This is a genomic window from Prevotella sp. LMAG:51, from assembly GCF_008680225.1.
Classification (GTDB): domain Bacteria; phylum Bacteroidota; class Bacteroidia; order Bacteroidales; family Bacteroidaceae; genus Prevotella; species Prevotella pectinovora.
Genome location: NZ_NALQ01000027.1, coordinates 35,296 through 56,617, shown reverse-complemented (window position 1 = coordinate 56,617; position 21,322 = coordinate 35,296). Strand labels below are relative to the sequence as shown.

At 51.8% G+C, this 21,322-nt stretch carries 18 protein-coding genes and 1 tRNA gene; 3 read left to right on the top strand and 16 right to left on the bottom strand.

The features are described from left to right. Nucleotides 1–6: 6 nt before the first annotated feature. From CCC32_RS11085 to CCC32_RS11035, 11 genes are all read right to left on the bottom strand, one after another. Nucleotides 7–1,074, bottom strand: a complete 1,068-nt coding sequence (locus CCC32_RS11085; protein ID WP_287074533.1) for an acyltransferase family protein — start codon at nt 1,072–1,074, stop codon at nt 7–9. Continuing rightward, a complete protein-coding gene (locus CCC32_RS11080; protein ID WP_287074531.1) occupies nt 1,071–3,026 on the bottom strand; it encodes a phosphoethanolamine transferase in 1,956 nt (651 codons plus the stop codon). Before CCC32_RS11080 ends, CCC32_RS11085 begins: the two co-directional genes overlap by 4 nt. A gap of 15 nt (nt 3,027–3,041) precedes the next feature. Then, nucleotides 3,042–4,424 carry an RIP metalloprotease RseP gene (gene rseP / locus CCC32_RS11075; protein ID WP_044066156.1) on the bottom strand — a complete coding sequence of 461 codons (1,383 nt, stop codon included), beginning with the start codon at nt 4,422–4,424 and terminating at the stop codon, nt 3,042–3,044. Nucleotides 4,425–4,563: 139 nt separating this feature from the next. Further along, nucleotides 4,564–5,718, bottom strand: coding sequence for a 1-deoxy-D-xylulose-5-phosphate reductoisomerase (locus tag CCC32_RS11070; RefSeq protein WP_044074660.1), 1,155 nt, complete (start codon nt 5,716–5,718; stop codon nt 4,564–4,566). Between the two features lies 1 nt (nt 5,719). Continuing rightward, on the bottom strand, nt 5,720–6,256 hold the full coding sequence (gene rimM, locus CCC32_RS11065; RefSeq protein WP_022316664.1) for a ribosome maturation factor RimM: 537 nt from the start codon (nt 6,254–6,256) through the stop codon (nt 5,720–5,722). Continuing rightward, nucleotides 6,256–7,566 (bottom strand): UDP-N-acetylglucosamine 1-carboxyvinyltransferase, encoded by a 1,311-nt coding sequence (murA, locus tag CCC32_RS11060; RefSeq protein ID WP_022316665.1) that lies wholly within the window; start codon nt 7,564–7,566, stop codon nt 6,256–6,258. The genes rimM and murA overlap by 1 nt, the downstream gene beginning before the upstream one ends. Nucleotides 7,567–7,576: 10 nt before the next feature. Next, the gene (locus CCC32_RS11055) at nt 7,577–8,200 is read right to left on the bottom strand and encodes a DUF4290 domain-containing protein (protein WP_044080761.1); all 624 of its coding nucleotides are present in this window, start codon (nt 8,198–8,200) and stop codon (nt 7,577–7,579) included. Nucleotides 8,201–8,225: 25 nt separating this feature from the next. Further along, the gene (gene tsaB, locus CCC32_RS11050) at nt 8,226–8,915 is read right to left on the bottom strand and encodes a tRNA (adenosine(37)-N6)-threonylcarbamoyltransferase complex dimerization subunit type 1 TsaB (protein WP_044066153.1); all 690 of its coding nucleotides are present in this window, start codon (nt 8,913–8,915) and stop codon (nt 8,226–8,228) included. Nucleotides 8,916–9,397: 482 nt separating this feature from the next. Further along, entirely contained in the window at nt 9,398–9,991 is a 594-nt protein-coding gene (locus CCC32_RS11045) for a hypothetical protein (protein WP_044066152.1), read from the bottom strand. Nucleotides 9,992–10,010: 19 nt separating this feature from the next. Then, the gene (locus CCC32_RS11040) at nt 10,011–10,490 is read right to left on the bottom strand and encodes an RNA polymerase sigma factor (RefSeq protein WP_287074523.1); all 480 of its coding nucleotides are present in this window, start codon (nt 10,488–10,490) and stop codon (nt 10,011–10,013) included. Nucleotides 10,491–10,711: 221 nt separating this feature from the next. Further along, the gene (locus CCC32_RS11035; protein ID WP_287074521.1) at nt 10,712–11,800 is read right to left on the bottom strand and encodes a mannose-1-phosphate guanylyltransferase; all 1,089 of its coding nucleotides are present in this window, start codon (nt 11,798–11,800) and stop codon (nt 10,712–10,714) included. 206 nt (nt 11,801–12,006) lie between these two features. On the opposite strand from CCC32_RS11035, the gene CCC32_RS11030 reads away from it, so the two are divergent. After that, nucleotides 12,007–12,088, top strand: a tRNA-Leu gene (locus CCC32_RS11030). A 275-nt stretch (nt 12,089–12,363) separates the two neighbouring features. Here CCC32_RS11030 and CCC32_RS11025 read toward each other — a convergent pair. Beyond that, the gene (locus tag CCC32_RS11025; protein ID WP_052488277.1) at nt 12,364–13,179 is read right to left on the bottom strand and encodes a vWA domain-containing protein; all 816 of its coding nucleotides are present in this window, start codon (nt 13,177–13,179) and stop codon (nt 12,364–12,366) included. A 1,024-nt stretch (nt 13,180–14,203) separates the two neighbouring features. Here CCC32_RS11025 and CCC32_RS11020 point away from each other — a divergent pair. Both CCC32_RS11020 and CCC32_RS11015 read left to right on the top strand, forming a co-directional pair. Continuing rightward, entirely contained in the window at nt 14,204–14,590 is a 387-nt protein-coding gene (locus CCC32_RS11020) for an A1S_2505 family phage non-structural protein (protein ID WP_044066199.1), read from the top strand. 124 nt (nt 14,591–14,714) lie between these two features. Then, nucleotides 14,715–15,503, top strand: a complete 789-nt coding sequence (locus tag CCC32_RS11015; protein WP_287074517.1) for a leucine-rich repeat domain-containing protein — start codon at nt 14,715–14,717, stop codon at nt 15,501–15,503. Between the two features lie 100 nt (nt 15,504–15,603). Here CCC32_RS11015 and CCC32_RS11010 read toward each other — a convergent pair whose 3' ends face one another. The 4 genes from CCC32_RS11010 to CCC32_RS10995 all read right to left on the bottom strand — a co-directional run bounded on the left by CCC32_RS11010 (nt 15,604) and on the right by CCC32_RS10995 (nt 21,217). Further along, complete coding sequence (locus tag CCC32_RS11010; protein ID WP_042520191.1) at nt 15,604–16,551, bottom strand: KpsF/GutQ family sugar-phosphate isomerase; 948 nt, start codon at nt 16,549–16,551, stop codon at nt 15,604–15,606. 61 nt (nt 16,552–16,612) lie between these two features. Continuing rightward, nucleotides 16,613–17,395, bottom strand: a complete 783-nt coding sequence (gene kdsA, locus CCC32_RS11005; protein WP_262503257.1) for a 3-deoxy-8-phosphooctulonate synthase — start codon at nt 17,393–17,395, stop codon at nt 16,613–16,615. A 382-nt stretch (nt 17,396–17,777) separates the two neighbouring features. Next, the gene (locus CCC32_RS11000) at nt 17,778–19,067 is read right to left on the bottom strand and encodes a M18 family aminopeptidase (protein WP_287074514.1); all 1,290 of its coding nucleotides are present in this window, start codon (nt 19,065–19,067) and stop codon (nt 17,778–17,780) included. A gap of 143 nt (nt 19,068–19,210) precedes the next feature. Continuing rightward, the gene (locus CCC32_RS10995) at nt 19,211–21,217 is read right to left on the bottom strand and encodes a protein-disulfide reductase DsbD family protein (RefSeq protein WP_502705622.1); all 2,007 of its coding nucleotides are present in this window, start codon (nt 21,215–21,217) and stop codon (nt 19,211–19,213) included. Between the last annotated feature and the right edge of the window lie 105 nt (nt 21,218–21,322).

Here is a 21,322-nt window from a genome sequence, read left to right as displayed (position 1 = left end):
TTAGCATCAGATGCTTTTTGGCTTGGGTATGAACTTCAGCAGCTTCATGAACAGCCATGCGCAAAGGACAGACGCCACGAGATATATCACGATTCCCGTGAACACCTGTCCACGGCGCGACATCGGTATTATGATTTCCCTGAGAACAGGGTGCACGACGAAGAGCGACGATGATATCACTCCTGTCCACATACATGGTTTCAAAGCCCATTCGGGCAGGAGTTTGAACGTAGACACCGCTCCTATGACGATGAATGCCGGTACCCACAGCCATGAATGGAAATTGAAGCTTCCCCAGAACACCACCGCCGCCGACACCACCGCCAGAGCGGCATAGGCGCCCTTCGGCAACAGTCTGCCATGGCGGGCATACAGCATTCCCATGCCGAACGGCAGCATTCCTCCTATGAAATTGTATCTGATGCGGTTGAGAGAGTCCCAACTGCCATACATCTCCGGCGAGAACACCGTCTGCAGAATCCAGCATACGGCGATGAGCGCTATCGTGTAAGCCGACTTGCGGCGGTATAACAGCAAGCGGTATACGATATACAGCTGCAGGGTGAGTCCGAAATACCAGTATGGTCCCGGCTTGATGATATGGTCGGGATCGGGCAGGATGTTGATATACATGAACAGCTGCGCCACTACCCTGCCCACGGTATATCCATGATAGCCATGAGGGTCGAGATAGCTCACTACGGCGAAGGCGATGTATCCGAGGAACATGAGCCGGAGCAGTTTGGCATAGTTATACCAGACGAACGGCAGTATCCGCGTCTCCTTGTCCTTGTTCTTGTATTCATATTTCATCACCAGTCCGAAGCCGCTGATGAAGAGGAACACCGGCACTCCATAATGTCCGAAGAACGACAGTATGTGCACGAACAGATAATGGTTGAGCGAACAGAGCCTGTCCAGCATCATCACCGGTTTTTCTGCATCGAAAGTATACTCGTTCTCCTTCACGGCGAACCCCAGGAAGTGACAGTAGTTATGCAGAATGATGCCGAGAATGGCAATGCCTCTCAGCGCCTTCGATTCCGCTATGCTCAGTAATTGTTGCTTGTTCATCTGCTATGTTTCTTTATGCCCCTACGGGGTTTCTTCTTGCCTTTCTTGTTCTTGGAGGCCTTCTTTTCTTCTTCTGCCGCCTCCTTTTCCTTTTCGGCTTTCTCCTGAGCCATCAGTTCGTCGTAGTCGGCTTTTCCCTTGAGAATTCTTTTCCTCTTGGCGTTATACTTGTCGCTGAGGATATTCAGTTCGTCGCGGTATTGCGGACAGCTGATGCCGGCGAGGTCGAGCAGCAGATACGGCAGGGCGTCGGTCATATACGGACGCTTCCTGCTTGCCTTCACGCTTCTCCATATTTCCGGATGCGTGGCTCTGTATTTTCTTGACGCCCATATCCACATCGGTATTTCAAACTCGGCATGGGCGAGTCGTGGCGTCACCTGGGCTGAGTGCATTCTTCCGTAGAAGTGTGCTCCGTCGTAGCACTCCTCACCGTGGTCGGGCACGTAGATTACGATGGCGTCCTGCTTTCTGAACTTGTCCACAATTGCCTTCACGATACTGTCGTTGTAAAGCGTGGCGTTGTCGTATTCGGCAAGTGCCGTACGCTCCTTGTCGTTCAGCTCAGGGCGCAGATCCTTGTAGTAGTCCTTGTCAAACTTCTTCTGAACCTTCGGGCAGCGGCTCTTGTAGTCCACATGCTGTCCTTTCAGGTGGAAGATTATCAGCTGCGGCTTTCCTTCTCCCTCACCCTTCAGCTTCTCGTAGTTGTGGAGCAGTCCGTTGTCGAAGCGGTAGAGCGTTGTGTTGCGGGTGTCAAACTGTGCTTTGCTCAGCACTTCGTCATTGAGGAAGAATCCTCCGCTGAAGTCATACACCGCCTCCTTGGCTTGCGGCAGGAACTGGTTTGTCATGAACGTGACATGATAACCTGCCTTTCTGAACACCTCGGGGAAGAGCGGATAGTCACACCATTCGCCTTTGTCGCCCACCGTGTATAGCGAGAATATATGCTTGAACACGAAGCTCGTCAGATTCCATGGCGACACCACGTCGGTAAACGGCACCAGTTCGCCTCTTCTTCTCATCTTCACCTGTCGCGGAGTGTTCGGCGTCTTGTATCCGTAGAGCTGTGAGTGGTTGCGGTTGTAGCTCTCTCCTATGATAAGCACGATGTTGCGTGATTTGAAAGAACAGCTGTCCACCTTCACCTCGTTGAGACTCTCCTTGAGTTTCACGAGCTGCTTTGCCGTCAGTTCGTTGGCATAAAGACTGAACGCCAGTCTGTATATCGGTTGATATTGCACGGCATGCGGCTTCTTTGTCAGTTCATGCTCCACATCGCCGATGTTGTCATACGACATCAGCCTGTGGTACAGCACCTTGTTTTCCCAACACAGGTTGCCATACGAGAAGAAGAGTATCACGGCTGCCAGTCCCAGCGAAGCGCTTGCGTATGGCGCCATAATCAGGAATTTCTCCTTCACCTCTCTTGCTGTCTGCAGCAGGTTCTCATTCTCAGCCAATTTGCTTTTTGCCCATCGCCACACCTTCTTTGAGAATGCGGCATAGAGGATATGCAACAGCATGAGCAGCAATACCAGTCCGACGCTGCTTCCGAGCAGGTCGAGACTGAGATACGACTGCAGGAATTCCGTGGCTTCATCTCCGTTTGTCTCGCCCACGAGCAGCAGCATCGTGGGAGTGAGAGTGGAGTCGAACCTCACGAAGCAATAGAGGTCTACTACTGCCGTGGCGTATGCCAGGACATAGAAAAACGGTCTTATCCATCTCCTCACCTTTTGTGGTATCACGGCGAGGACGACACACAGGAAGTAGACGTCGAAGAACAGTTCCTCCCATGCCAGACTGTATAATTCACCCTTCTTTGGTATGACGGCATACGCACATATCATACCCAGAATATACATCGTCACGAAGAAGGCGGAGTTGCGCCTTATCGGAAGCAGACCCAAGGACAATATCTTGCCCAGTTTTATCAGAAAACCCATTTGTTTCTTATTGCCTTAGTGCATGAAACCCAACCAGCGCAGCACATCATTCAGATTTGCCACCACCATGAGTAATATCAATATCGTGAAGCCCACGTATTCTGCCCTCAACAGGAACTTCTCGCTTGGAGCGCGTCCCGTCACCATTTCATATATGAGGAAGAGCACGTGGCCGCCGTCGAGTGCCGGTATCGGCAGTATGTTCATGAATGCGAGGATGATGCTGAGGAATGCCGTCATTCTCCAGAACAGCATCCAGTCCCAAACCGGCGGGAAGAGACTTCCGATGGCGCCGAATCCGCCGAGCGACTTCGCGCCGTCTGCCGTGAACACGTATTTCATGTCGTCTACATATCCGCGCAACACGCCGATGCCATATTTGATTCCTGCCGGGAAACTCTCGAGGAATCCATATTCCGTCGTCACCGGCTTGTAGTATGTCATGAGACTCGTCTTGCCCACTCCCAACTGCAACTCCGGCGACAACACCACCTTTGCGGTGTCGAGCTGCCCTGTAGCCTTGCTCTTATACACGAGAGTAGTGGTGCGCACCTTCAGCGAGTCTTTCGTAGTCTTTGCCGTAGCCGTCATCACGTCGGTCATCACTCCTATCTGGTCGTCGAAATCGCACCATGAGTTCACCGGCGCTCCGTTGAACGCCACAATCCTGTCGCCCTTCCTGATGCCTGTCTTGGCGGCTGCCATGTCTGGCATCACGCTGTCTACCTCGGCTGGAATGATCGGTCGCATGAAGGCCGGTTCTGACTTTAGCATCTTCAGCAGGCTCATGTCTTCGGGCAGGGTGATGGTGACGAGCTTTCCTTTTCTCTTCACCGTAACGGTCTTGGCATCAGCAATGTTGCGGAAAAGGTCAACATCAAACTTCTTGAATTCCTTCTGGTCGGTGCCTACGGGCACGTCGCCGTCCTGGAATCCTATTGCCTTTGCCTCGGTGTTGAATTTCATACCCATCGTCATGTTCTGAACAGGCATGTATGAATCTCCCCAATAGAAGAGCACCATACTGTAGATGAACAGGGCGAGCAGGAAGTTGACGAGCACTCCGCCAATCATTATCAGCAGTCGCTGCCATGCCGGTTTGGAACGGAACTCCCATGGTTGTGCGGGCTGTTTCATCTGCTCCGTGTCGAACGATTCGTCTATCATTCCCGAAATCTTGCAGTATCCGCCCAGCGGCAGCCATCCCACGCCGTATGTCGTGTCGCTCTTCTTCGGCTTGAATTCGAAGAGGTGGAACCAGGGGTCGAAGAAAAGGTAGAATTTTTCTACGCGCACACCGAAAAGTTTTGAGAAAAAGAAGTGTCCGCCCTCATGCAGCAGGACAAGGATAGAGATTGCGAGCATGAACTGCAGCAATCTGATTAAAAATATTTCCATCTTGTTTTGTTGATATTCTTGGGTTGTTATTCTTGAGTTGATGCGCCGTCATTCCAAAACGAACTGGAGTAAAACGGCTTCCACACTTTCTTTCTATATATATAATAATGTAAAGGACGATGTCTCTTTGCCGTTTCCGTCATGCTCCCATCAGCTCCGTTGCCACTCGTCTTGCCTCGGCATCGGTAGCGATGTAGGTGTCGTACGACGGGTTGGCATCAAACGCCACCCTTGCCATGGTCTCTTCTATGATGCGCGGCATGTCGAGGAAACCGCATTTGTCGTCAAGGAATCCGCGGTTCACTATCTCGTTGGCGGCATTCAGTATGCAAGGCATGTTGCCGCCTTTGCGCATCGCCTCGTAGGCAAGCGCCAGACAGCGGAATTTCTCCATATCCGGCTCGAAGAACTCCAGCGGATGCTCAAAGAGATTCAGTCTGTCGCCGTTGAGATGCAGCCTGTCGGGATATGAGAAGGCATACTGTATCGGCAGACGCATGTCGGGCACTCCGAGCTGTGCTTTCACTGCCCCGTCGACAAACTGCACCGCACTATGTACTATCGACTGCGGATGCACGAGCACCTGAATCTTGTCTACGTCCACTCCGAAGAGCCACTTTGCCTCTATCACCTCGAAGCCCTTGTTCATCATCGAGGCGCTGTCGATGGTGATCTTCGCCCCCATCTCCCATGTGGGATGGTTCAGGGCGTCTGCCTTCGTCACCTTGGCGAGCTGTTCCTTTGAGAATGTGCGGAACGGTCCGCCGGATGCCGTGAGCAGGATTTTCTCTATTTCGTTGTCGCCCTCGCCCACGATGCTCTGGAATATCGCCGAATGCTCACTGTCCACAGGGAGTATCGGCGAGTGGTTCTCTGCCGCGAGCCTGCATATCAGTTCGCCAGCCACCACGAGCGTCTCTTTGTTGGCGAGACATATCTTCTTGTGTGCCTTTATCGCACTGATGGTAGGGCTCAGTCCGGCGAATCCCACCATCGCCGTGAGCACCATGTCTATCGGACCGGCTGTCACGATGTCGTCGATTGCCTGTCTGCCGGCATATACATTGATGTCGGGACAGTCGGCGAGTAGCGACTTCAGTTCCTCGTAGTGTGCCTCGTTGGCTATCACCACGGCGGCAGGATTGAACCTGCGTGCCTGTTCAGCCAGTTCCCTCACCCTGTTGTTTGCCGTGAGGCAATACACCTCGTATAGGTCGGAGTGTTCTTCTATCACCTCCAGTGCCTGCGTACCTATTGATCCTGTTGAGCCGAGTATGGCTATTTGCTTTTTCATATCAGTTGTTGTCGTTGATGTCGATAAGACCTTCCGGAAGTTTTGCCCTGAGCAGCTTCTTCCCGGCGTCCACCTCCACTATGATGTCTTCGCTTGCCGGGATGAGCGCGATGTCGCCGCCGGCGGTCTCCACCTCGAGCAGCACGTTGATGGTGCTCTCGTCGATGCCCACCACTTTGCCTACTATGGTTCCGCCCATATTGTCGTCGGCAAGGCTGAATCCCTTCAGCTCGTCCCAGGTCAGTTCGTCGTCGCCCCGGTCGGAGAGATGTTTGGGGAAATACACCTCGCTGCCCACTATCTCGCTGGCTTCCTCCTTGGTGTCGATGTCCTCAAACTTCACGAGTGCCGTCTCGCCCGACTTGAATCTCCACTCCTCCATATAGAAGGGCACGAGGATGCCGTCGATAAGGAGCACGAGATAGTCGGCGTCGACACGGTCGAACACATCGTCGTCGAAAAAGAGCGTCAGCTCTCCCTTCACTCCGTGCGGCTTGCCAATCTTGCCAATCTTATATACCTCTTCCTGTCTTATCATCAGTTTTTCACACGCTTAATGTTGGCGCCGAGAGCATTGAGGCGTGCCTCTATGTCCTCATAGCCACGGTCTATCTGGGCTATATTATCGATTCTCGACGTGCCGTTGGCGCTGAGAGCCGCTATGAGCAGCGCTATGCCGGCGCGTATGTCCGGGCTGGTCATCCTGCCGGCTTTCAGTCTCACCTTGTGGTCGTGGCCTATCACCACGGCTCGGTGTGGGTCGCAGAGTATTATCTGTGCGCCCATGTCTATCAGCTTGTCAACGAAGAACAGTCGGCTCTCGAACATCTTCTGATGCACGAGCACGCTGCCTCTCGCCTGTGTAGCCACCACGAGCAACACGGAGATGAGGTCTGGAGTGAGTCCGGGCCAAGGGGCGTCGGCAAGCGTCATTATCGATCCGTCGATAAACGAATCCACCTGATAGTGAGGCACATGCGGTATGTAGAGGTCGTCGCCCTCTATCAATATCTTCACTCCCAACCGGCGGAAGGCATCTGGTATGATACCGAGATTCTCCACCGACACGTTCTTTATCCTCAGTCCGTTGCCCACCATCGCCGCCATGCCGATAAAGGAGCCCACCTCTATCATGTCGGGCAATATGGTGTGGTCGGCGCCATGCAGTTTGTCCACTCCCTCAATGGTGAGCAGGTTTGACGCTATGCCGCTGATTTTCGCTCCCATGGCATTGAGCATCTTGCACAGCTGCTGGATGTATGGTTCGCAGGCGGCGTTGTATATCGTCGTGGTGCCCTTGGCGAGCACGGCAGCCATCACGATGTTTGCCGTTCCCGTCACCGAAGCCTCATCAAGAAGCATATAGGTACCCTTGAGTCTGCTTGCCTTTATCTCGAAGGTGTTGCTGCCCTCGCTGTGAACGAACTTGGCTCCCAGATTCTTGAATCCCAGGAAGTGGGTGTCGAGCCGGCGTCTGCCTATCTTGTCGCCTCCGGGCTTTGCCACCACTGCCTTGCCGAAGCGTGCGAGCAGCGGACCGATCATCAGCACGCTGCCACGGAGCGACGAGCATTTCTTCACGAACTCCTCGCTGCCGAGATAGTCGAGATTTATGTCTTTCGATTCAAAAGTGTATTCGTTCTTGCCTATGCGCTCCACGCTCACGCCGATGTCTTTCAGCAGGAGAATCAGGTTGTTCACGTCCAGAATGTCCGGCACGTTTCTCATCACCACCTTCTCCTCTGTCAGGAGAGTGGCGCATATCACTTCGAGGGCCTCGTTCTTGGCTCCCTGCGGCGTAATCGTTCCGCTCAGCGGATGCCCGCCTTCTATGATGAAAGATTCCATAGTGGGTAGGTTAGTGGTTTTGTCTTCTTCGCTTTCCTTTCGACCCGCCGCCGCTCTTCTGTTGCGGCTGCGGCAGGTTGAAGCGGGCGTTCTGCAGTTCTCTCGGGTCGAGCTGGATTATTCCGTCGGTGAAGCGGGCGATGTCGTCTACCACCTTGTCATAATTGTTGGCGCCGTGGCTCCACTGTCCGAGGTTGCGCTTCATCTGCTCTGCGGTGAGCCTTGCCAGTTCGTCGCGCTCCTTTCCCGGCTCCATCTTCTTGAGCAGTTCGAAGCTCTCGAAAAGCAGGTGGCCATAGTGTCTCACCTTGATTTTCGTCATCGGATAAGCCAGCGGTTTCGGCTTCTCTGATATTTCCTTCGCCTTGCTCACGTCGTATGGATAGTCGATGTCGAGTTTGAAGTCGCTGATGATGGCGAGATGGTCCCAGAGCTTGCATTTGTAGTCGGCATTGTTGCGGTTCTGAGGCAACATGCGCTCCATCACTCTCACGATCGTCTCGGCACATCTCTGGCGCTCCTCCTTGGTGGGCAGATTCACGGCGATGTCTACCATCTGCTGCACCTCCCTTCCGTATTCCGGCAGGATGAGCTTTTCTCTCTCGGTATTGTAATCCAGTCCTTTTATATTCATCTTCTGTAAGTTATCTTGTTTTTCCTTAGAGGAGCTTGCGCGGTGTCTTCGCCACGAAGTCCTTCAGATAGAACGGCACGAAATATGCCACGTCTTCATATCTCTCCTCTGCTATCCTCTTCTCTGCCAGCGGGTACATGAATCTCGACAGAGGTTCGATGTCCTTTATAAGGTGGGCATTGGGATGGTTTATGGTCTCCATGCATTTCTCAGCTCCGTTGCCGAAGAAATACACGGGTCCCTTGTCGAGGAATTCCTTGTAGGTGTCGGCGTCTACGACGTCGGCCTGTACCTTTCTGACTTCCTGCAGACGGCGGTTGTATACGGCGGCATACACCTCCATACGCCTTGCGTCGATCATCGGACAGAGCAGTGCGTCCTCCTCTATCTCATGATGCAGCAACACGGGCACCGCCATCAGTTCGAGCGTCGGTACGGCAATGAGCTTCACTCCCCTGCCGTAGCAGATGCCTTTTGCCATCGACACTCCGATGCGGAGGCCGGTGTAGGAACCGGGGCCGCAGCTCACGGCAACAGCATCAACGGGTATGGCATGACTGTCGGCGAACGACAGTCCCTCGTCTACGAATTCTCCAAGTTTTACGGCGTGGTTAGGTCCGGAATGGTCTTCTTTCGTAAAGATGTCGGCGCCGTCCTGACTCACTGTTAGAGAGCACACGTTTGTGCTCGTTTCAATATTGATAATGCACGACATATATAATAATGTATTCGAATAACAGTTTGCAAAGATAGTACAATTAGCTTGCAATTCAAAATAATTCATCTATTTTCACTTTTCACACTGTTCCGCACCTGTGTTCACCGCTACGAAATTGGGCACGGTGCTTGCCCAGTTGGGGCAACGTGCTTGCCCATGTTGGGCAACGTGCTTGCCCCGGTTGGGCACATTTGCAATCCTGTCCGTGCCCTATTCGGAAAAAATCACCGAAAACAGTCGCCGATTTGAACACACGACAATTTAGCCATCCACAAAAAACAGGATGACTAAAGATAATCTAAAGGGAACGGCCCGAACCATCCAGACAATTACCAGATGGTTCGGGCCGTAAATAAAAAACTTAAATATCTATGATTCAACAACTTACACATTCAAGACCAGATGGTTGACGGTTTTTCGCATTTTTTTGTTTTTATGCAAAAATCAGCCATCAGGGCATATCTGTAATCATCCTTGCGTCAGACTGCATCACCCTTCACCTCCTTAATCTGCCTGAGGAGTCGGTTCATGCGCTTGAGGTTCTGGTAATAGTTGATGAAACCGAAAGTGAAACCGATTATCACTCCTATTATGCCGCCCCATACCGAACCGCGCACCAGCTCTGACTCATAGCCCCTTGTGAGATAATAGAAGAAGAAGAATATCCACACGAGCAGCAACGGGATGGCATAGAGGAACCATTTCAGTTCGAAACGCTTGTATTTCACGATGCCCAGCGCCACCTCGGTGAGGTTGCCAGAAATCATGTCGGCTGAAGCATAGCGCCTGAGCGAATACACCGAAGCCACGAGCGCCGATAGGAGAAACAACACGGTGAACACCAAATACCATGTGGGCATTCCGATGAGCGGCAGCAGCACCACCTGCAGCGGAATAGCCACCACCTCGAGCACGATGGCGAAGATAAGGTCCTTGCGCACCTTGTTGTAGTCGCCCTTCATCGCCCGGCGCGCCATCTTCTCGTTTACTATCTGCTGGTCTTTGAGCATCGACTTGAGTTCGCCGAACTGTGAGCGCATCTCGTCGAGTTCCATCAAAATATCTTTTTCCATTTATAGCCTCCTGAATAAGTTAATCGTTAGACATTTTTTTGAGCTGTTCACGAATACGCACCAGTCTCACCGACACGTTTGCCGTGGATATTCCTAGCATCTTGCCGATTTCATCATAACTGATGTTCTCGAGCCACAGCAACACGATGGCACGGTCGAACGGCTGCAGCTTGCTGATGCGCCGGTGGAGCATGCCAACCTGCGTAGTACGCTCGTCGGAGGGTTCAAAGGGGTCGACGTCCATCGTCAGCCTCACCGTGGGACGGCTTTTCTTCTTTCGTCCCATAGAGATGCAGGTGTTCAGAGCCACCCTGTAGACCCAGCCTCTCACATTGCCGTCGCGCTTCATCTGCGGCATGCCCTTCCAGAGATTTATCAGCGTCTCCTGATAGAGGTCTGCCACCTCGTCCTGGTCTTTGGAAAACATATAGCACACGGTGTAGATCGTGTCCTTGTTTTCTCGTGCCAGCTTCTCAAATTCATCTTTCCTTACATCCATCGCAATACTGTTTTATCGGAATATCTACTCTTAATACGCAGGAGTGGCGCGATTCACTACGCCAGGGGTGCGTGTTTTTTCTTTTTTTCCCTTTTTCCTTATATGTCCAACTTTCAGAGAGGCCGTGTGTCGTCTCATCTGTTGCTGAATGTCTGTATCGTCATAAGCCCCAACCGGCATAATCACCGATTGGGGCTATAATAGTCGCCGGTAGACCGTCGTTACAGATATTCCTCGCCGTGGTCCATCCTCACCTCGTTGATGTATTTGCGCACGAGGGCTGACGAGTCTTCTTTCTTGCAGACAAGGAGCACGTTGCCCTTCTCCGCCACGATATAACCGTCGAGACCGTTGAGCACCGCCACATGGTCGTCGGGCATCTTCACGATGTTGCCATGGCAGTTGTCGAGTTTCACCTTGTTGCCTATCACCACATTGTCGCCCATACACTTGCTCATCGTTTCATACATGGAATGCCAGGTGCCGAGGTCCGCCCAGCCGAAAGAGGCGTTCTTGACATATACATTGGTGCCCTTTTCCAGCACGGCAGAGTCTACCGAGAGGTTGGGGTAAGCCGAATAGCGCTTGGCGATGTGTGCCTGTTCTGCCTCAAGGGAATATACCGATGCCGAATCGATGACGCTCAGCACTGGCGGAAACAAGGCTTTCAGGCTGTTGCGCATCGTGGAGCAGCGGGCAATGAAGAGTCCGGTGTTCCAATAGAACTCGCCGCTGTTCATGAACATCTCGGCAAATTCCCTCTCCGGCTTCTCCGTGTAGCTCTTCACCTTGTATATGCCGCTGGCATCGGCTTCACCTTCAAACTGTATGTATCCATATCCCGACTCCGGACGTGTGGGTTTCACTCCTATGGCGAGCAGACCGTCATGGGCGCCCACCCAGTCGAGACCATCGCAGACATCACGTCTGAAGGCATCGGCATCCATCACCATCTGGTCTGCCGGCACCGTGACGATCCTTGCCTTCTCATTGCGGTGGAGGATGCGGTAGGTGGCCCACTCCACGCTGGGAGCGGTGTTGCGGCTGACGGGTTCGAGCAGCACATTCTCTTCGGGCAGCTCGGGAAGCTGCTCGCTCACGAAATGTCCATACTCCTCATTGGTTGCCACGAGGATATTCTCAGGAGCGATGATATTCTTCATCCTGTCGAAGGTCTGCTGCAGGAGCGTACGTCCGGTGGAGAAGAAGTCGAGGAATTGCTTCGGAGCGTTCTCACGGCTTGCCGGCCAGAGTCTTCTGCCCTTTCCACCGGCAAGTATCACGCAGTAGTTATCGTTGTTGTAATTCATATCGCATTAAATTCAATGAATGGGTTTTATCTTTATTACGCACTAAGTTACTCATTATTGTAGAGTCCCACAACATTTTATGTTTTTTTCTCTTTTATTCGAAGTGCTTAGTAATGTTCAAAAACAATTTGGACATTACTTAAAAAGAAAAATCCGCAAAAGTTTGCGTATTGCAACAAAATGTATTACCTTTGCACCGCATTTAAGCCCAGATGGCGGAATCGGTAGACGCGCTGGTCTCAAACACCAGTGGGGCAACCCGTGCCGGTTCGACCCCGGCTCTGGGTACAGAATTGGAGAGAAGTTCACTTCTCTCCTTTTTTTGTTGCCTCCCTTTGATTACTCATATCCTATTGACACCCGTTGGCGAATTAATTTTGTGCGACACTTTTATGAGTACAAGAAGACAAAAAATTGCATAACAAAAAAAAGAGCAAGCGGCTTCAGAACATGTAATGTAATGTCATGATTCTGAAACCGCTGAACTAATATTTTCACAAAAAGCCATCAGACCGTAAATGCGGTGTTAAACTGATGACAGATTGAAGCAACTTTCCAAACAACTATTCGTCTTCTCTTTCCTCACGGTAGCATTCGTATACCGATGCCATGTCTGGACAGCACACACTTGCCTTCATTGCCAGGCTGTCAAACTCCTTGCGCTGCTTGCTGGAACCACGTGCCATGGTGCCGGCAACAATGAGGTCTGCCGTATAGCTGCTCGACGAGAAGGGCACGTTGACGCCGTTCGTCATCGCCGACAGTTCCTTATACCAGGGCAACGGATTGATAGACACGGTGTCGATCTTGATGCGGCGCTTCGATGCCTTCTTCGCCTCATGACGCCAGTCAATCTGATTGCCCACCACATAATTCCGATAAGTGTAGCCCAGTTCGTGGGGTTCGGCGTCGGAGATGAGCAGGATGCTGCGTGTGGAACCATGGCGCCACGAAGTCTCCTCCACTATCTTCTTTATCACCAGCTCATAGAACTCGTCGCCGTCGCCTCCGCAGGTATCCTTGGTATTCTTTATAAACTTTATGATGCTGTTCTCATTCCGAGTGAGCGGCAGACACTGATAGGCGTCGCCGAAATCATTCTTGCCGTTCATGTCGCAATAGTCGCCGAAAGCCACAATGCCGAGACGCAGGTCGTCATTGTCCTTGAAGAGTCGTGGAATAAGGTCGGCCACCTGACGGCGCACGTCGTCGATATATGCCGCCATCGAACCGGTGGTGTCGAAGGCAATCACCATATCGAGCATTCCCACCTTCTTGGGAGCGATGTCTTTCATACCCTTCTCGTCTGCGCCACCGATAGTTGTAGTCGTGTTCTCTACGATAGTAGTTTCTTTCTTTGTATTGAAAATCTTTTTCATAATGATAATGTTTAATTGTTTACTTCTTTTCTATTTATAAGACCATTTCAGAAAAAAATTAAGCAAGAAACGGAAAATAATAAGTTTTTTCAGAAGAACAATGGAATCTTTCAATAAGATAAGCGGCACCTCAACAATAAAAACAAGCAGGCTTGTTTTGTATTGTCTTCGGTTTGCATTATCTTTCAATAAGATAAGCGACACCTCAACAATAAAAACAAGCAGGCTTGTTTTGTATTGTCTTCGGTTTGCATTATCTTTGCCCTGGAGAATAAAATCGGCATACAATAACAACATTCAGCTTATGGCTCATCTTCCAGACGACATAATACTAAACGGCTTCATATCCTTCAACGGCGATATGACCAAAGAGTACTTCTATGGCTACTGCCGGCGTGCATACAGCATATACGACAGGAAATACCAGCTACACGGCAAGGCGGGACTTGACTTCTATTCACTCGCCCACGACTACTACATACAGTTGCTCACCCACCATTTCGAACCTCTGCTCAAGAAACCGAAAGCGGCCAAACTGTCTACATGGATGGTGAGGGGTTTCCATTTCGTGGTGCTCGATGCACTGAAGGCTTACAACAAGGAGTATGAGCATCTCTCTGAAGAGGCTTCCGATGTGGTGTTGGAATATGTGCGGTCCACCGACAAGGAGGAGGGCATGCTGCTGCAAGTGGCAGAGGCTGTGGCATCACACTACCACGACCGCATGATGCAGGAGATAGCCCACATGGTGTTTTATGCCGGATTCAAACAGAAGGACGTGGCGGCACAGCTCGGCATCACTCCGGCTGCAGTGAACATGAGATACAAGAAGATGATGGAGGAAGTGGTGACTCCCTACGTAATCGAGAATTACGGCGAAGGTCTCACCATGGCTCCGGTCATGGAACGCTGCATGGAAGACAGTTCGGCAGACGCATGCTTCAGCAAGGCAAGTCCGATGTCAGCAGCTTCACTCCCACGCTTCGCCAACTGGCAACAGGAATCAGAACAAAATACAGATATCATGAACAGAAGAATCACACCATCACTAATCACCGCCCTGAAGCCGAACGAGATATTCGTGTTCGGTTCAAACCTGCAGGGCATCCACGCCGGCGGCGCGGCACGTGCGGCGAGACTGCATTTCGGTGCCGTAATGGGACAGGGCGTAGGAATGCAGGGACAGTCGTATGCCATCCCAACCATGCAGGGAGGCACGGAGACCATCAAGCCCTACGTTGACGAATTCGTAGAATATGCCCGTCAGCATCCCGAACTCCATTTCCTCGTCACTGCCATCGGCTGTGGCATAGCGGGATTTGATGCCGACGACATCGCCCCACTGTTTGAAGAGGCAAAGGACATTGAGAACATCTCGCTGCCCGATGAGTTCTGGGATGTGCTGGAATAAGCCAACAACAGACTGATGACCGATTGGGGAATAACAGAGTATGACGACAACAGGACGTTCTCTCCACCAACGACAACGCATAATAGATAAGGTATAATCAAGAACAATAAAAAACAATAACATCATGAAGAAACTGAAGATGCTACTGCTGACCTGCTTTATGGTCATGACCAATGCCGCCATGGCGCAAGACCACCTCAATCTGCCATACTTCATCTCCGGACCGATACAATACGGAATGGTGTCGGAGACGGCACTGACATACCAGGGAGAGGCCACCGTACAACGGTGTATGGAACCGGGCCTGAAGCATGTCAAGATTCCATACAATGTGTCAAGAGGACTGACGAACTGGACCATAGAGGTGATTGCCTGCGGTGCCTTCGACGGTTGCTCGCTGGAGTCGATAACGCTAAACGATGCCATAAAGTTCATCGAGTCACAAGCATTCACCAGATGTCCGCTGAAGACTTTCACCTGTCCTGCCAAGCTGCGCCACATCGGCATGGGTGCCTTTCAATGGTGTACGGAGCTTGAATCGATACATACCGACAACAACCTCAAGGGCATCGGTAACGCCTGCTTCTGGGGATGCATCAAACTGAAACGCTTCGACTGTCCGAAAGACATGCACACTATCGGTGAGAACGCTTTCAGATGCTGCACCTCGTTGGAGTATGTCACTCTTGGCGATGACATGATAAACATCGGCGAAGGTGCATTCAGCGACACTCCAAACCTGAAGGCGATAGCAATAACCAACAGGAATCCTCACGACGCTCCTAACGCATTCTGCCGCGAAGTGCTGCAGAACACATGGCTCGTAGTTCCTGACGGATGTGTGGGAAAATACAAGGCGAAGAAAGGTTGGCAGGACTTCGTACACGTGATTGAGCGGAGCAAACTGAAATAAGACCTTGCATCTGCTCCACCAACCTTTTTATCCCAAAACGGTCATTAGGCCTTGTCGACCTAATGACCGTTTTGGTGCTTATATACATAGCTGAAAAATTCTACAACATAGTTCGGAATGAATCCACCACGCCAAGCAGATGCTTCTCCTCGTCAACCACGAGAACACAGTGTATCTTGTTCTGATGGAGCACCTGTTCTATGTCGGTAATCTTCATTTCCGGCGACACCATCTTCGGCGTCTTCGTCATGATGTCGGCAACGGTGAGTTGGAAGAATCTGTCCTGCGAGCTCTCCATCGCACGGCGTATGTCGCCGTCGGTGACGAGACCCACCACCTTGCCGTCAACCACCGGCACACACAGTCCCAGTCTGCCGTTGCTCACATGTATAACGGCCTCGCCGAGCTTCGTCTGAGGGTCTACTACAGGCAGGTCGTCGGAACGCATCACGTCCTTAGCCCTGGTGAGCAGTCGTCTGCCGAGCGAACCGCCTGGATGGAACTGTGCGAAATCGGTAGCCTTGAAGTTGCGTGCCACCATCAGCGCACATGCCAGGGCGTCGCCCAGGGCGAGGGCTGCCGTAGTGGATGATGTGGGAGCGAGTCCCAACGGACAAGCCTCACGGCTCACTCTGGAGTTAAGATGGGCAGTGGCATATTTGGCGAGCAGCGACTCCGGGTTTCCGCTCATTCCGATAACAGGGATCTTATGTTCGATGAGATACGGCAGGAAGCGCAGCAGCTCATCGGTCTGTCCGGAATTAGACAATGCCAACACCACATCCTCTGCCTGTATCACGCCGAGATCGCCGTGGAAGGCATCAAGGGGATTGATGAAGAAGCTCGGCGTTCCCGTTGAAGAGAGCGTAGCGGCAATCTTCGCACCGATATGTCCGCTCTTGCCCACTCCGGTAACGATGAGCTTTCCCTTACACTGTAGTATGATATCGACAGCCTTGTCGAAATTGTCGTCGATATTGGGTATGAGTTCAAGGAGAGCCTTCGACTCGTCCTCGATACATTTTATTGCTGTATGTGTGTATTTCATAATTCTACTTTTGTTTTCCGATTATTCCCATCAGCACTGACTGACGGGACGGCAGTTTCTGTTAGTCAAGCAGACTCTTCACCACTCCTTCGAGGTCTTTCAGATAGAGCATGTTCGGTCCGTCGCTGAGGGCATGGTCCGGGTCGGGATGCGTCTCGAAGAAATATCCCTGTGCTCCGAACGCCTTTGCCGCCAACGCCATCATCGGCACATACTGACGGTCGCCGCCAGTCTTTCCGCCGGCTCCTCCCGGCCGCTGCACGCTGTGTGTGCAGTCCATCACCACGCGGTCGGCATACTGCGACATGGCTGGCAGGTTGCGGAAGTCCACCACAAGATTGTTGTATCCGAAGCTGTTGCCTCTCTCGGTAAGCCACACCTCCTTGGCACCTGCCTCACGGCATTTCTCCACTGGATAGCGCATGTCTTCGCCAGAAAGGAACTGTGCCTTCTTGATGTTCACCGTGCGTCCGGTGCGTGCTGCCTCTACGAGGAGGTCGGTCTGCCTACACAGGAATGCAGGAATCTGCAACACGTCCACCACCTCTCCGGCTGCCTTTGCCTGCCAGCTCTCATGGATATCGGTGAGCAGCGGCAGATGGTATTTCTCTCTCACGTCGGCAAGCATCTGCAGTCCGCGTTCCAGTCCGGGGCCGCGGAAGGAGTGTATCGACGTGCGGTTTGCCTTGTCGAAGGATGCCTTGAAATAGAATGTGCGGCCCGTCAGGTCGCTTAGTCGCTTTATCTCTGCCGCTATGGTGTCGAGCAATTCTGCCGACTCTATGACACATGGTCCGGTGATAAATATTGGATCCATTTGTTGATGATAAGTTTTGTTTCTAATAATTATAACAATCCCTGCCTTCTCCCGCCCTCATCTCAACGGACTATAAGGACGCAAAAAAGCATATTTCTCAATTTCACGGCAAATATAACACATCAACTCCAAGCAGCCAAAGATTTTCCGGAAAATCTTTGGCTACTATATTCCTTTAGCCTATCGTTTCATAATATCATCAACGGCAAGAAAGTAATTACTGACAACAACAGCCATTAAGAAAGACTTTCAGTTATCATTTGAAGGCCAAAAGGCTATAACGACATATTAGAAACGATAGCGGTCATCCCACATTGCAAATACAGCAAAGAGGGATGACCGTTTTGGGTATTACGTTGAACGACCTGATGACCGCATTTTGGGGTTATGCAGGTCTACGCTCTGCAAATCACAGTTTATAGAACTCCGTGAATGCCTTGATGCAGTATTCATGATCTGCCACAGAACCCGTCTCACGCACGGAGTGCATACCGAGGACAGGGTTACCCATGTCTACGCCACGCAGAGGCAATGATGAAGCAAGGATATTGCCGAGGGTGCTGCCGCCTGCCACGTCGCTATGGTTGACGAAGCGCTGGCATGGCACACCGGCTTTCTCACAAATGCCTGTGAAGATGGCTGCCGAAACGGCGTCGCTGGCATACTTCTGGGCTGCATTGAACTTGATGCATGGACCACCGCCAAGCATAGGATGGTTGGTAGGGTCGAACTTCTCAGGATAGTTAGGATGCCAGGCATGGGCATTGTCGGCAGAAATCATGAACGACTTCTCCACGCTGCGGTAGAAATCCGACATTTCGCCACCCTGTGCGAACACCAGACGCTGCAACAGACTGCTCAGGAACGGGCTGCCGGCTCCCTGCTTTGTCTGGCTGCCAGTCTCCTCATTGTCGAATACGGCAAGCACCTGTGTAGTCTCCGGCACACCGCCACTCATCATCAACGCCATGAGTCCAGCATGAACCATGCTCAGGTCGTCGAGTCTGCCGGCAGAGATAAACTCGTCATGCACGCCGAAGGTGCTGGCAGGAGCAGTGTCGTAGAGATAGAGGTCGAAGTCGAGGATATCCTGCGCCTTTACACCGAGTTCGCCGGTGATGACGTTCATCAGCATGTTGCCAGCCTCAAGCTGGTCGTTCACGATGCCGAGCAGCGGGAGCATGTCTTTCTGCTTGCTCAGTTTCACACCGTCGTTCACCTGACGGTTGAAGTGGATGGCGATATTGGTGATCTGCAGCAATGGTCGCTTCACATGCAGCAGACGGGTTTCCGGCTGCAGCGGATTGTCGGTGCGCAAGATGACTCTTCCGGCGAGGCTCAGCGGACGGTCGAACCATGTGCTCATGATAGGTCCACCATATACCTCGGTGTTGAGTTTCGTGATGCCTCCCTCACATACCATTTCCGGATTCGGTTTGATACGGAAGGTGGGCGAGTCGCAATGGGCGCATATCAGATGGAATCCCGCATCGGCGATAGTCTGCCTGCCTATGCGGACGGCATAGAGCGAGGAGTCGTTCTTGGTGAAGAACAGCTGGTCGCCTGGCTCAATGGTGCCTATGGGAGCAGTGGAATCCATCTCTTTGAAACCGGCAGCGGCAAGACGCTCCTTGAGGGTCTTCACTGCGAGGAAATTCACTGGCGATGCATCGAGAAATGCGAGAAGGTCTTTTATCATAGTACTTTGTTTTTAAGTTATACAATCAAGGCGCATCGGAGAATGACAGACGCCTCATTCACACCATATTATATATAACAAGAAAGGGACATGCCCGACGTGACGATGCATCATCCGGCTGTCCCTTTCTCTGTATTTGCTTATCAGTCGTTCTGCTTGCTTCTATAATTGTCCAAGCCCTCCTGGAGGAAGTTCAGATAGTCTGACACGTCTTCCTTGAATGAGAATGGACGAGAGAGAGGCATACCGTCAGGACCGAGGGTCACGTAGTATGGCTGTGCGAGAGCACCGAACTTGCTCTGCTGCAGATAGCTCCACTTGTCACCGACAGTACGCAGAGTGCGCTTCTGTCCGTTCACGGTCACCTCGATAGGCTTGGCCAGAGGCTGCTTGTCGTCAACATAGAGAGAGATGAGCACATAGTCGTTGTTGAGTTTGTCGGCAACGCGTGGGTCTGTCCATACGGCAGCCTCCATCTTACGGCAGTTCACACAACCGAAGCCGGTGAAGTCGATGAGGATAGGCTTGCCCTGTGCTGCAGCGGCAGCTACACCCTCTTCATAAGAAGTGTACTTAGGTTTCACCTCGTTGGTATTGAGGTTGAAGTCCTGTGTGTTCATCGGCGGTGCGAAGGCGCTGACAGCCTTACAAGGAGCACCCCAGAGACCAGGAATCATATATACGGCGAATGCCAGAGAAACAAGACCGAGCATCACGCAAGGCACTGGCATTGGCTTTGGCTCACCGAGCATCACGTCGCTCTGGAACTTGAGCTTGCCGATGAGGTAGAGACCCAAGAGGAAGAAGATAGCTATCCAGAGAGCGAGGAATGTCTCACGGTCGAGGATGTGCCATCCGTAAGCGAGGTCGGCAACAGAGAGGAACTTCAGAGAGAATGCGAGCTCCACGAAACCGAGGCTCACCTTCAGTGTGTTCATCCAAGAGCCAGACTTAGGAGCTGACTTGAGCCATGCCGGGAACATGGCAAAGAGTGTGAACGGCAATGCGAGGGCAATAGAGAAGCCAAGCATACCGACTGCCGGAGCGGCGATGTTACCCGATGTAGAGAACTCAGCGAGGAGCAGTCCGATGATAGGTGCGGTGCAAGAGAATGACACGAGCACGAGGGTGAACGCCATAAGGAAGATAGACACGAGACCTGTTGTTGCAGAAGCCTTGTTGTCTACGGAGTTTGTCCACTTAGAAGGCAGCTCAAGCTCGAACCATCCGAAGAATGACACTGCGAATACAACGAGCACGAGGAAAATGATGATGTTGAACACGGCGTTGGTAGAAAGACTGTTCAGTCCGTTACCACCCGAAATAAGAGTGATAAGGAAGCCGAGCAACACGTAGATCACGATGATGGAAATACCATAGGTAACGGCGTCGCGGATACCCTTCTTCTTGTCCTTGTTGCGCTTCATGAAGAAGCTTACGGTCATTGGGATGATAGGCCAGATACATGGCATGAGCACTGCGAGCAGACCGCCCACGAAGCCCATGATGAGGATATAGAAGAGAGAGTGGCTTGCGTTGCCACCTTCCTGATATGCCTTCAGCTCATTGATAACCGGTTTCCAGAGGTCGCCGTCGGCAACTACGGATGCCGAGTCAGCCTCAACAGCCTCGCCGGCCGGTGCCACGGCTGCAGTGTCGGCAGCGGCAGCCTCCTCTGTAGCTTCCTCCTGAGCCTCAGGAGCATCGGCAGGACCGTTGCCCTTGTATGAGAACTCCACAGAGGTTGGAGGCAAACAGCCAGAGTCGTTGCAGGCGCCGTACTCCAGATAACCCTTCACAGAGTATGTCTTGCCCGTAATCTTATAGCGCTGCACGAAGGTAACGCTGTTCTCATAATATCGAAGCTGCATACCGAAAATCTGGTCGTACTCCTTGATTTCCCTGCCCTGGGCCTTGAGCTTGCCTACTGCCTTCACGCCCTCAGCCTTCTCGGTGTGCATAGTGGCAGGGATTGGTCCGTCAGCAGGGATGTTGGGGGCATATACATGCCAGCCCTTGGCGATCTTACCCTTGAAGACCACATCGATTTCGGTGTCAGAAACCTGCTTCTGACTAACTGTGAAATGTACCGGACTTCCTTGTGCCCACAGCATGATAGCCATAAGCATCATGAGCGAAGTCATAAACATTCTTTTGATTACTGAACTTTTCATTATTACTTTATTGTTTTTTTATTTTTATTTTTCTTCGATTGTTTATCAAGGTGACTCCAACAGGAATCCTTATATAGTTAC

What these genes read in the sequence shown, in the direction of transcription:
- CCC32_RS11085 (WP_287074533.1), bottom strand. Translation starts at nt 1,074, where the DNA reads ATGAACAAGCAACAATTACTGAGCATAGCGGAATCGAAGGCGCTGAGA.
- CCC32_RS11035 (WP_287074521.1), bottom strand. Translation starts at nt 11,800, where the DNA reads ATGAATTACAACAACGATAACTACTGCGTGATACTTGCCGGTGGAAAG.
- CCC32_RS11055 (WP_044080761.1), bottom strand. Translation starts at nt 8,200, where the DNA reads ATGAATATAAAAGGACTGGATTACAATACCGAGAGAGAAAAGCTCATC.
- rseP (WP_044066156.1), bottom strand. Translation starts at nt 4,424, where the DNA reads ATGGAAATATTTTTAATCAGATTGCTGCAGTTCATGCTCGCAATCTCT.
- rimM (WP_022316664.1), bottom strand. Translation starts at nt 6,256, where the DNA reads ATGATAAGACAGGAAGAGGTATATAAGATTGGCAAGATTGGCAAGCCG.
- CCC32_RS11040 (WP_287074523.1), bottom strand. Translation starts at nt 10,490, where the DNA reads ATGGATGTAAGGAAAGATGAATTTGAGAAGCTGGCACGAGAAAACAAG.
- CCC32_RS11020 (WP_044066199.1), top strand. Translation starts at nt 14,204, where the DNA reads ATGAACAGAAGAATCACACCATCACTAATCACCGCCCTGAAGCCGAAC.
- CCC32_RS11010 (WP_042520191.1), bottom strand. Translation starts at nt 16,551, where the DNA reads ATGAAATACACACATACAGCAATAAAATGTATCGAGGACGAGTCGAAG.
- CCC32_RS11045 (WP_044066152.1), bottom strand. Translation starts at nt 9,991, where the DNA reads ATGGAAAAAGATATTTTGATGGAACTCGACGAGATGCGCTCACAGTTC.
- CCC32_RS11015 (WP_287074517.1), top strand. Translation starts at nt 14,715, where the DNA reads ATGAAGAAACTGAAGATGCTACTGCTGACCTGCTTTATGGTCATGACC.
- murA (WP_022316665.1), bottom strand. Translation starts at nt 7,566, where the DNA reads ATGGAATCTTTCATCATAGAAGGCGGGCATCCGCTGAGCGGAACGATT.
- CCC32_RS11025 (WP_052488277.1), bottom strand. Translation starts at nt 13,179, where the DNA reads ATGAAAAAGATTTTCAATACAAAGAAAGAAACTACTATCGTAGAGAAC.
- tsaB (WP_044066153.1), bottom strand. Translation starts at nt 8,915, where the DNA reads ATGTCGTGCATTATCAATATTGAAACGAGCACAAACGTGTGCTCTCTA.
- CCC32_RS11070 (WP_044074660.1), bottom strand. Translation starts at nt 5,718, where the DNA reads ATGAAAAAGCAAATAGCCATACTCGGCTCAACAGGATCAATAGGTACG.
- CCC32_RS11000 (WP_287074514.1), bottom strand. Translation starts at nt 19,067, where the DNA reads ATGATAAAAGACCTTCTCGCATTTCTCGATGCATCGCCAGTGAATTTC.
- CCC32_RS11080 (WP_287074531.1), bottom strand. Translation starts at nt 3,026, where the DNA reads ATGGGTTTTCTGATAAAACTGGGCAAGATATTGTCCTTGGGTCTGCTT.
- CCC32_RS10995 (WP_502705622.1), bottom strand. Translation starts at nt 21,217, where the DNA reads ATGTTTATGACTTCGCTCATGATGCTTATGGCTATCATGCTGTGGGCA.